Raw genomic sequence first — 11,411 nt, 5'->3', positions numbered from 1 at the left:
AAGAGTGTAGGTGTACAACAAGTTTTTTTCTTCCCACATTTATCACCAAATGAAGTGAAGTCTCCCTCTATTGCATCCCCCTACTCAGATATTAAGCAGCTGCTTGTCATTTAGTGCAGAAATTGTATTCTTGTTTAAAACTAGCTTTTTTTCATGATTTAAAAATTTTGAATTAAGAGTATTCTTAAAGTAGTGATAATTGGATAACTATTCTGAATGCTACTAGATACTCATGTGAAGATTACAAACATTAGGACTAGTAACTATTACGATAACTGGTACAATAGAAATCACTATATAAAAAGAGAATACCTGATTTCTCAAGCACCCTCTTGTACTCAAAAATAATTTTTTATTGGACACGATGATTCAATTGGTTTTTACATCACAGATTTATATATGTATAGGAGACTCCATCAAAATTTAAAATTACCTCTTAGGATATGCTGCATTAGTACCTATAATGTCTAACGGAGATATAGTTTCCTGAGCTCCTGTATAGCCTTCACCATTAAGTAACGTAATTGTTGGTTTACCATTTTTAGAAAAAGCATATTGATGATACATCATTATACTATTGATGTCAAATGCCCTAGTTAATCTTCTTGAATTCTTAAACTCAAATTGATCTTCTTTACCACTCTTGATATTTTCCCATTTTATAACAATATAGTTGTCTCTTTCTTGTCTTGCTTGTTCATGAAGAAAACCAAGCGTATGACCTATTTCATGAGTAACAAGGTTGGCACCGACATTATGACCTAATTTTACAACTCCTCCACCTAAATTGAACCCAATAGATGCCGCACCGCAAGTTGAACATACATCCGAAGATTGTGTGAAAGTTACATAACCGAACAACTCATTGGTTCTTTTTTTAAACTTTATATTAGTTTTCCTACTCCATCTTTTCATCGCCGATAGTATATTAATACGTAACTTAAGACTTAAGTTACTACTTAGGGCAAAAACAACAGTGTTGTTTGGCCATTTTCTAACAGGATCTAGTAATGTTAATTTTTGATCCACAATTTGAGGAGTGTCTGATACGTGTTCTTCAGAAAGAATGATATCATCATGGTAAAGGTATTCTCCGTTACCCATGTCTTTGACAGTAACTAAATCTCCATCAAAATACTTTTCAATCAATTTTCTATTAGATGTTGTTACGTCTTCGGTTACACTTTCTTCTACGCTCTCTTTTTGACAAGAAGCGAAAAGTAAAACTGTGCTCAGTGCGAGAGTTTTAAATGACCTGATTTTTTTTGTGTTCATGATTGTGTGAAATTAAGTTTGTTTTAAAAAATTATTTAAACCCGGATTATTCAATAGGATTCAATTCATTAATGTAATTCATTGATTTTTAAATAGTTTTCTATTACATGAAACAGGTTGAAATACCATAAATACTGATGTTTTTTTAATTTCTGTATAGCATCATTATGGTAAAATTGAAAAGTATAGGGAAACGGTAGTATTCGCGATATTTCAAAGATGTAATAGATTTTTATTATAAAGCAACAGATACTAGAGTGAATAAAAAACCTCCCCCCTACTACCTTATTTACCCAACAGACCCGAAGGAAAACTTATCTTCCTCCCTTTCTGGCATTTTTGTAAAACTATAATACTATTGACACTATATTGTCCTGATTCTTTGAATAATCAAAAAATTAGGACAACCTTGTAACGGGTTCACGACAAGTTTCCCTTTAACCCGAATTATACATTAGAACTTCGTTATGAGATTTGAAAGTACCATAAAATATGACACATTTTCTTAGTCTTAGCATAGCATCCCTAGGGTTACACTGAAAAATGTAGTGCAATGGTATATTTTGAATACATTGCTACGAAACTTTTCAAAATAGAGTTTCACTGATAAAAACATAATCTTGGATGCAATACGCCTGTTAAAGATACGTTAACAATTTAGTAATCTTATACCTACAATATAAGTATACATATAGTTATAATTTTACTGTAAAACTAAATCCCCCATAGTTATGAAATTGAAGAGTATCCCCATAATTCTTTTTTGTTCCCTTTCCTTTTTATCATTCTCGCAAGCAGAAATTAATGACAATCAAATGCAATGGATTAAAGGGTGGACAAATTTTGAACCTAATCAAAGAGAGTACCCAGAACCAGATGAAATACTTCCTAATATTATTGATAGTAACTCTTATTTAAAAAATGATGTAACTTACCTAATGTCGGGAAATGTCTATGTAATTAATAATTCCACTTTAACGATACAAGAAGGAACCATAATCAGATGCGATGTCGAAAATGCTGCTAGCTTAGTAATAACCAAAGGTTCTAAATTAATTGCAAGAGGTTCAAAAGGGTTTCCAATTGTATTTACATCAAATAAAGCCCAAAAATCCAGAAAAGCCGGAGATTGGGGTGGTATTATAATTGCCGGATCCGGCACAATTAATTCTCCTGCTGTATCCAAAATGATAGAAGGAAATTTTCTACCTCAATATTCTTCATATGGAGGAACACAGGAAAATGAATTAACAACTATGATGTCTTATGTTCGAATTGAATATGCAGGAAAAAAAATTAATCAATCCAAGGAACTAAATGGATTATCACTTTATGCTTTAGGAAATGGTTCCATCATAAACAACGTCATGATTAGTTACTCGGCTGATGATTCTTTCGAATGTTTTGGAGGTAATGTGAACATGTCTAACCTAATCTCTTATAAAGCAAAAGATGATGATTATGATTTTACCTTAGGTTATACTGGTGAATTAAACAATATCCTTGCAATTAGACATCCCTATATTAGTGATATTAGTGGTTCTTATGTTATCGAAGCAGATGGATATGATAAAAAAGAAGGTTTCATCGACCTAGAAGCATTATCAAACATACATATCAAAAATGCAACTCTGGTAAACTTAGCTAACCAAAACAATTATCAGCATACTACAGCTGCAATTTCGTCTAAGAATTTAGCTAAACTGAACCTTACCGACATGCGTATATCTGGTTTTGCTAATGTTGTAAAATTTGATAAAACATACAAATCCTATTCAGATCTTCAAAAGTATTTCTCATTAGAAAATAGCATTTTTAATGTACATAGTAAATCAGTTCTCACACAATATGACTCTGCTATAAATACTGATCAATTGCTAAAATATAACATGTATACAAATCATTTTAAAAGTGCTGCTGATCTATTTACTGATCCTTTTGATGAAAAAAAACCAATATTTACATTAAAGGATTCAGAAAATTATACTGTAATGCAGTAAATTTGAATATATGCACTTAAAATCATCACAATAATGAAATTATTTAGTACCGCTTTCTTTGTATTTTTTATCATGAACCTTAATTATGCTCAAACAAGAAAGAATGTTTTTTTTTGAGCAAAAGGCACTAACCAAAAAATTCCACACTATAGATGAATTAGAAGACCTAAAAAAAGGTGAACTTGTTAAATTGTATACAGATCGTATTAATGAGATAATAACCGTTCTCCCCTATTTAGCCCTTACTAATGAGGCTGGTACTAAATTGTCTGATATTGGTATTAAAGAAAGTTCAGACCACTTAAAGTCACTTAATAAGCACCATACAATGACTACAGACATGATCGAAAGTAACCAAGGCTTAATTTCAGAATTTATCCCCTATGCAGATACAGAAAAGATTATTTGGGGTATTTTATATTTTGAAGAAGTAATTAAAAAAGTTAGAATAGGTGCTAATGGAAATTTTTAACCAAGTATATTAGTACATATCCCTATCCATATAATTAAATCAGCTTATTAGTTAATAATAAGCTGATTTTTTTACAAATAAGTAGGTTTTCAAAATGCTTTTTTACTTACAAATCATACTTATTACATGTAATATGTCGTCATTTTCCGTTCTTAAATATCACATTCTAGGGAAAAACAACTTACAAATAGTTCCCTAAAATGGGGGGAAATGCCCCTTTTTTAACAAAAAATGAATTTACCAAACAAAATTGTTTAATATTTACAAAAATCCAATAAACATTAGTTAATTTTTTGACTATCAACACGATAGAAAAATCATTATGTAGGAATTTTACTCATAATATTTTCATAATTTAAGTTAAAATAACGACTAACGTACAAAGTCTACGGTAAACACGTAACCAATTTTATTAAAACTCTTCTATCTTAGTAGTCCCAAAATCGGGAGAAAGAAATTTCTTCCAAAAAAGTTTAACCCCAAAATAAACTATTATGAAAAAAAGATGTTTTCTATTAACAGCTTTTATCCTACTATTAACTTCTAATCTAGCTATTGCACAAGATTTTAATGAAAATAATGACAGATGGACCAAAGGATGGACAAATTTTACACCAAATAAAACTGACTATCCAGAAGCTGAAGAGAAACTACCTAATATTATAATGGATCACACTTATTTAAGAAATGATATTGTTTATTCGATGTCTGGTGATGTATATGTAACGAATGGTGCATCTTTAACTATTCAAGAAGGAACAATTATACGGTGTGATCATGAAAACCCTGCAAACCTTATTATTTCTAAAGGGTCAAAATTGGTTGCAGCAGGATCCAAAGCTTATCCTATTGTTTTTACATCTAGCAAAGCTGCTAAATCCCGAAATAGCGGTGATTGGGGAGGTATAATTATTGCTGGATCAGGAAAAGTGAATACTGTTTCGGGTAACGGTATACTTGAAGGAGATTTCAACCCTCAGTATTCTGTTTATGGCGGAAATAACATAAATGAAGAAACAACAATACTAAGGTATGTAAGAATCGAATTTTCTGGAAACAAAGGATCTAATGGATTATCTCTATATGGACTAGGAACTTCTTCTATAGTAAAAGATATTATGGTGAGTTATTCTGGTCAGGATTCTTATAATATCCACGGAGGAAAAAATAATATTCAAAATCTGGTTTCTCTTAAGGCGCAAGACGATGATTATCAAATTTCTGAAGGTTTTAGAGGAACAATTAAGAATGTTCTTGCTATAAGACACCCGTACATTAACAGTCCACAAGGGTCATATGCTATCGAAATAGATGGATACAATAAAGAACTTGGATACATTAAACCAGACGCTATAACAGATGTTACTATTGCAAATGCAACTCTTGTTAATCTGTCTGACAAAACCAATTACCAGCATACAACTGCAGCTATTTCTACATCTAATTCGGCAATAACATATATACATAATTCTAAAATATCTGGTTTCTCTGATGTTGTTAAGTTTGATAAATCATATACATCTTTAGCTGTTATACAAAAAGCATTTATGATGGATAATAGTTTTTTCAACATTCATGGTAAAGGTATAACCACTGGCAATGCAACAATTAACGGAGCCTTAGATATTCTAAAGTACAATAGATTTACCGAAAGCTTTGTCGGTGTAAATGATTTATTTAGTGATCCAAAAAGCTCTATTGTGCCTAAATTTCAATTAAAAAAATCATTAAACAATTATATGGTGATGCAATAATAAAATAGCTTGCGCTTGATTTTACTATACAAGATCAATCCAAATCAAATGTATATCACAAACACTATGTCAAAAATATTAACAAGCTTAATCTTCTTTCTTGCAGCAAGTACAATTCTTGCACAACAAGCAAATGAAGCTATATTCTTTACACAAAGGAGTCAGACTAATAAATTTCACACTATTAGTGATCTGCAAGCTCTAAAGAAAGGTCAACTCGTAAAGTTATATCAAGATCGAGTCGAGGAAATCATAACCATACTCCCATTTCTATCACTTACCAATGAACCTGGTGTAAGACTAAGTGATATTGGTATTAAGGAAGATTCTCGACATCTCAAAATCCTCAGAAATAATAACGAGTCTACACGAAAAAACTTAGAAGTCACCAAAGAAACGATAGAAGAGTTGGTTCCGTATGCTGATACAGAAAAAATTATCTGGACAATCCTTTACTATGAAGAAGTCATAAAAAAAATGAGAATAGGAGTTAACGGAAATTTTTAAAAATTAAATTAGTAATGTGTTTAAATTATCATATTTACTTAGGGTTAGAAGCGACAATTGTCGCTTCTATTTTTTTATTTAATTGTAAGATTAACGGATTTATAACTACTAAGATTTTATGACATTATCTGTACTATATCTCTTATTAGGAACCGTTACAGCAGTAATAGGTGCACTTCCTCTTGGAGCTGTTAATCTGGCAGTTATTCATACCTCTGTAAAAGAGAATATTAAAAACGCATCCTACATAGCACTAGCTGCAGGGATTGGAGAAGTTTTACTAGCCCTTTTTGCGCTGCACTGCAGTATGGAATTATCCATTTTTTTTCAAGAAAATCAATGGATTCAAATCGTGTTCATTATACTCTTCTTCTCTATTGGAATGTATTTCTTACTTTTCAAGAAGAAAATAAATCCCAAACATAAATCTAACAAGCTAAAGCTATCCAATTCTAAATTCCTTACCGGTTTTTCTTTGGCAATATTAAATCCTCCAGTAATTATTTACTGGGTTTTAGCTATTTCACTGGTGAACAAATATATTTTCAAACTCACAGTTCAAAACCCACTCACCTCTCTTTTTCTTTTCTTTCTGGGAATCTACTTAGGGAAAATAGGAACATTATATTTTTATGGTCGATGGGGAAATAAAATTGCACAACAACCAGGAGATTCAAAAGCTAAGCTTTCTAGGATTATAGGCATAGTCTTGGTGGTTATTTCTATTTTCCAGGGCATCAATTTTTTGGCCGAATAAAGAAGTAACCTCCTATAGCAAAATACCATTTTTTAATCCATTTGTACAAGTAATTATCCATTAAGTGTTTTTATATTTGTCGGCAATTCTGATAAAATTATATTGCTGTGAATAAAGACGATTTCAACTCTAAATTAATGTTGCCAAAAGAAGAAATGCAACGTTATGGGTATAAGATTATAGATCATATTGTAGACCATTTTGAGACTCAAAACTCAAAAAAACCTGTAACCATTGCTTCAAGAGAAGAAATGGATTCGTTATTAACAGAAGATTTACCTGATCACCCCACTCCTGCAAATGAAGTTCTGGATTTTGTAATGGATCAAGTCATTCCAAACAGTAGTATTGTATCTCACCCAAAATCATACTCTTTTGTACCTGGACCAAGTAACTACATAAGTGCAATGGCTGATACTATTGCGACTGGTTTCAACATATTCTCTGGTGGTTGGGCAGCATCTCCGGCAGCAGCAGAATTAGAAATAGTAGTTATGAACTGGTTGCTTAAGATTTTTGGATTTCCAACAAAAAAGGGAGGGGGGATATTTACAAGTGGCGGTTCGATGGCAAATCTTACTGCATTGGTAACAGCCAGAAGGATAAAATGTGGTCAAGATTTTTCCAAAGCTATAATCTACTTATCAGATCAAGCTCACTCTTCAAATATAAAAGCGATTAAGGTAATTGGCTTTAAAAAGGAGCAGATCAGACTTATCCCTACTGATCTAGAATTTAAAGTTTCTTTAAACAAATTAAAAAATGTAATTGCCAAAGATCGTCTTGAAGGATATCAACCGTTTTGCATAATTGCTTCTGCAGGAACTACCAACACAGGAACTGTAGATCCTATGGATGAAATTGCAAATATCTGTGAGGAAGAAAATTTATGGATGCATGTCGATGGAGCTTATGGAGGTGCGGCAATTTTAGCTGATAAAGGAAAAAAACTTTTAAAAGGTATCGAAAGAGCAGACTCATTAACTGTAGATCCACATAAGTGGTTTTTTCAACCTTATGAGATGGGTTGTTTATTGGTTAAAGATCATAACTGGTTAAGCGGCACATTTAGTGAGAAACCAGAATACTTAAGAGATATAGAAGGTAATGAATCTGAAATTAATTTTTATGATCACGGTATTCAATTAACTCGACGTTTTCGTGCATTAAAATTTTATATGTCATTGAAGACATTTGGCCTAGAATCTTTTAGAAAAGCTATACAATACAACATAGACCTTGCAGAACAGACCGAGGATATCTTACGAAAAAGCACATATTGGGAAATTACATCACCAGCGACATTAGCCATAATTAACTTTAGATATCATCCTATTGGTCATCAGCTTTCTGAAGAAGAATTAGATCGTATCAATCAGAATATTTCTAAAAAAATAGTCGATTCCAGAGAGGCAATACTGGTAACTACAGTTTTACAAGGTCAGATCGTACTTAGAATGTGCCTCATAAATCCAAGAACAACTATTAATGATATTAAAAGTACGTTACAACAGTGTGAAATCTACGGAAAAGAAGAATTGGCTATAATTGCAAAAGAAACATGCTAGGCTATTGTTAAACTAACCACATACCCTTCGTTATTTCTCACATTAAAGACTGTATTATCTTCAAAAATAAGATATTGCCCTTTAATTCCTTTTAGCACACCAGAATATTCTGGTGTTTTCGTCAGGTTAAGGCTTTTTAATGCATTGGGATATTGAAGCACAGGAAAATGAAGTTGAGTTTCTTTTCCATTTTCAATAAAATACTCTTTTACTTCATCAGGGATAAAATCCTTTAGCTTGTCTTTAAAAGAGATCAAGTCTTCATCTGTTATTTCATTCTTAAGCATGGTACGCCAATTTGTTTTATCAGCAACCTTTTCTTTTAAAGCTACCTCGGTAATACCAGCCAAATACCGATTAGGAACCTCTACAATTTCTATAGCCTCATGCGCTCCCTGATCTATCCACCTTGTAGGTACCTGGGATTTTCTGGTTACTCCCACCTTAACATTACTAGAATTAGCCAGATACACAATATGTGGCTGAAGCTGTGCCTTTTTCTCAAATTCTAAATCTCTATCTTCAATATCTAAATGTGCAGTACTTAATTCTGGGCGCATTACCCAATCTCCGACTTGAGGTTGGTTATAAAAGTCATCATAACAATATCCTTGTCTAAATATTTTTTTATTTTCACCACAGGCAAGACATTGATATCTTACAAATTCTATTCGTATTTTTTTATCCAATAACTGATTCATATGGATAAAATCGGATTCGAAAACCAGATAATATTGAATAGGGTCATTAATTTCTGTTTGCATTTTTGTTAGTACTCCCTGATATTGCATAAAATTTCGTTATATAATAATCTAATAAGAAGAATGTGATTATTTTTATTATTTTAGTTTCTAATTGACAACAACAAAAATAATGTATTCCAATTTTATATCAGAATTGATGTACTTTATTTTTACCTAAATATACATTAAAAAATGCCAATCCCATTAGTTAATTCTATAGCCAGCTGGTTCTTAAAAAAGCGCTTTCATCAAATGGAGCTTTTTCTTAAGTACCCCAATGAGGTTCAGCTTGAGTTACTGCATGTGCTATTAGAAACAGCTAAGAATACAGAATTTGGGAAAAGCTATGATTTTGCAACCATAAGCAATTATGAAACTTTTAAAGAACGTGTACCTATACGATCTTATGAGGATTATGAATCAGTAATCGAAAGAAGTCGTTTGGGAGAACACAATATTTTTTGGCCTACTCCTATCAAGTGGTTTGCAAAATCTAGCGGTACTACCAGTTCAAAAAGTAAATTTATCCCTGTTAGTGAGGAATCACTAGAAGATTGTCATTTTGCAGCTGGTAAAGATCTCTTATGTATGTATCTTAATAATAATGAGGAATCAAAACTTTTTACCGGTAAAAGCCTTAGGTTAGGAGGTAGCAAAGAATTGTATAAAGAAAACGGAACTTCTTTTGGAGATTTATCCGCAATAATCATTGATAACATGCCCTTTTGGGCAGAGTTTAGCTCTACTCCTAGTAACGAAGTGTCATTAATGAGTGATTGGGAGTATAAAATGAAAGCTATTGTTAATGAGACTATTCAGGAAAATGTAACTAGCTTAGCAGGTGTTCCTTCGTGGATGTTGGTTTTACTTAATCAAGTGCTGGAAATTACAGGAAATGAGAATATCTTCGAAATCTGGAATAATCTCGAAGTGTATTTTCATGGTGGGGTAAGCTTTGAGCCATACAAAGATCAATACAGTAAAATTTTACCTAGAAACTCTTTTAAATATTATGAAATATATAATGCTTCTGAAGGCTTCTTTGCTATACAGGATCATAATAATTCTTCTGAGTTATTATTAATGTTAGATTATGGGATATTTTATGAATTCATACCTATGAATACATATGGTACCAAAACTGAAAAGGTGATCCCATTAAGCGAAGTAGAAGTTGGAAAAAATTATGCTATTATCATTACGACTAATGCTGGATTATGGCGTTATAAAATTGGAGATACTATTCGCTTTACCTCTATAGATCCATATAGAATTAAGGTATCAGGAAGAACCAAGCATCACATTAATGTCTTTGGAGAAGAGCTTATTATCGAAAATGCAGAAGAAGCTCTTAGAAAGACAACCAAAACCACTAATAGTGAGATTGTAGATTACACCGTGGCTCCAATTTTTATGAAAGGACGAGAAAAAGGCGCACATGAGTGGATCATTGAATTTAAAAAGCATCCCGAAGACATTAAAGAATTTATTCATATTCTAGATCAAAACCTGCAACAGGTAAACAGTGATTATGAAGCCAAGAGATACAACAATACAACTCTTAATATTCTTCATGTACGTATTGCAAGACAAAACCTATTCTATGATTGGCTGAAAAAGAATGACAAACTGGGAGGACAACATAAAATCCCAAGGTTATCCAATGAGCGAATCTATATTGAAGAATTAATTGCTTTAAATAGTGTAGGTTCTTATTCTCCCTGATTAAGAAACAGTTAAACCTATCAAAATCAGTCTTTTTTCTATGAAAACCTCAAATAAAAACGCAAATAATTACGGTTAAACCGTAAAATAACTATGTAAGAATTGTCGTTTTTAACAAAATTATCAGTATTTCATCGTCCAAAAAAAGCGTTTGATCTAAAAAATATCAAATCATTTTTTAGGCTCTTATTTTCATATTAAATTTGTCCTCAGATAGTTATTAAATATATCAAAGCCCCAAAATATGAAAACTACGATATCTTGCATTACTTTATTATTTCTGGCCATAGGAATTAACGCACAAGAAATCAAAACCAAAAATCATATTACTACAGCCAATGAAACGGCTGCTGTAACTTCAAAGGAGACTACTACAGATATTTCTTCTTCAACTAGGGCTTTAAAAACAGAAAACACATTAGAAGAAGACACATGTTACAGTGAAATTTCTAAAGCAACATTTTACGAAGCTTTAATTCGTCAAAATGGTTTAGAAATATATCTTAACAACAGTGATCTTGTATTAAAAAACACAGAAGATATTATTACTAATAATAAGGAACGAATATCATATTCAGAATAATTATATCATCAACTAATCAACCAACAA

The 11,411-nt window shown here is 31.8% G+C and carries 10 protein-coding genes and 1 pseudogene; 8 read left to right on the top strand and 3 right to left on the bottom strand.

Features of this window, described 5'->3' with window-relative positions; genetic code table 11:
- Positions 1-84: 84 nt before the first annotated feature.
- Both AAFU52_RS12710 and AAFU52_RS12705 read right to left on the bottom strand, forming a co-directional pair.
- Positions 85-150, bottom strand: a pseudogene (locus AAFU52_RS12710) (class I lanthipeptide); the annotation flags it as partial.
- 279 nt (positions 151-429) lie between these two features.
- A complete protein-coding gene (locus AAFU52_RS12705) occupies positions 430-1,275 on the bottom strand; it encodes a M12 family metallopeptidase (protein WP_024771548.1) in 846 nt (281 codons plus the stop codon).
- Between the two features lie 731 nt (positions 1,276-2,006).
- Between AAFU52_RS12705 and AAFU52_RS12700 the strand changes: the two genes are divergently transcribed.
- From AAFU52_RS12700 to AAFU52_RS12675, 6 genes are all read left to right on the top strand, one after another.
- Positions 2,007-3,275, top strand: a complete 1,269-nt coding sequence (locus AAFU52_RS12700) for a hypothetical protein (protein ID WP_438426604.1) — start codon at positions 2,007-2,009, stop codon at positions 3,273-3,275.
- Positions 3,276-3,360: 85 nt separating this feature from the next.
- Entirely contained in the window at positions 3,361-3,747 is a 387-nt protein-coding gene (locus AAFU52_RS12695; protein WP_438426603.1) for a hypothetical protein, read from the top strand.
- Between the two features lie 494 nt (positions 3,748-4,241).
- Positions 4,242-5,501, top strand: a complete 1,260-nt coding sequence (locus AAFU52_RS12690; protein ID WP_024771551.1) for a hypothetical protein — start codon at positions 4,242-4,244, stop codon at positions 5,499-5,501.
- Positions 5,502-5,567: 66 nt separating this feature from the next.
- On the top strand, positions 5,568-6,008 hold the full coding sequence (locus AAFU52_RS12685) for a hypothetical protein (RefSeq protein WP_152538606.1): 441 nt from the start codon (positions 5,568-5,570) through the stop codon (positions 6,006-6,008).
- Positions 6,009-6,126: 118 nt separating this feature from the next.
- The gene (locus AAFU52_RS12680; RefSeq protein WP_024771553.1) at positions 6,127-6,765 is read left to right on the top strand and encodes a LysE family transporter; all 639 of its coding nucleotides are present in this window, start codon (positions 6,127-6,129) and stop codon (positions 6,763-6,765) included.
- A gap of 137 nt (positions 6,766-6,902) precedes the next feature.
- Positions 6,903-8,333 (top strand): pyridoxal phosphate-dependent decarboxylase family protein, encoded by a 1,431-nt coding sequence (locus AAFU52_RS12675; RefSeq protein WP_035092644.1) that lies wholly within the window; start codon positions 6,903-6,905, stop codon positions 8,331-8,333.
- Here the strand turns inward: AAFU52_RS12675 and AAFU52_RS12670 are convergent.
- Positions 8,330-9,124, bottom strand: a complete 795-nt coding sequence (locus AAFU52_RS12670) for a DUF2797 domain-containing protein (protein ID WP_024771555.1) — start codon at positions 9,122-9,124, stop codon at positions 8,330-8,332. The genes AAFU52_RS12675 and AAFU52_RS12670 overlap by 4 nt on opposite strands.
- 144 nt (positions 9,125-9,268) lie before the next feature.
- Between AAFU52_RS12670 and AAFU52_RS12665 the strand changes: the two genes are divergently transcribed.
- Both AAFU52_RS12665 and AAFU52_RS12660 read left to right on the top strand, forming a co-directional pair.
- Positions 9,269-10,801, top strand: a complete 1,533-nt coding sequence (locus AAFU52_RS12665; protein WP_024771556.1) for a GH3 auxin-responsive promoter family protein — start codon at positions 9,269-9,271, stop codon at positions 10,799-10,801.
- A 244-nt stretch (positions 10,802-11,045) separates the two neighbouring features.
- Positions 11,046-11,384: a hypothetical protein gene (locus AAFU52_RS12660; RefSeq protein WP_024771557.1), complete on the top strand. Its 339-nt coding sequence runs from the start codon at positions 11,046-11,048 to the stop codon at positions 11,382-11,384.
- Positions 11,385-11,411 lie beyond the last annotated feature (27 nt).

It is taken from the genome of Aquimarina macrocephali, from assembly GCF_051627225.1.
GTDB classification, from domain to species: Bacteria; Bacteroidota; Bacteroidia; order Flavobacteriales; family Flavobacteriaceae; genus Aquimarina; species Aquimarina macrocephali.
The sequence above is the reverse complement of the archived record's forward strand: the minus strand, read 5'-3'. Positions and strand labels throughout refer to the sequence as shown.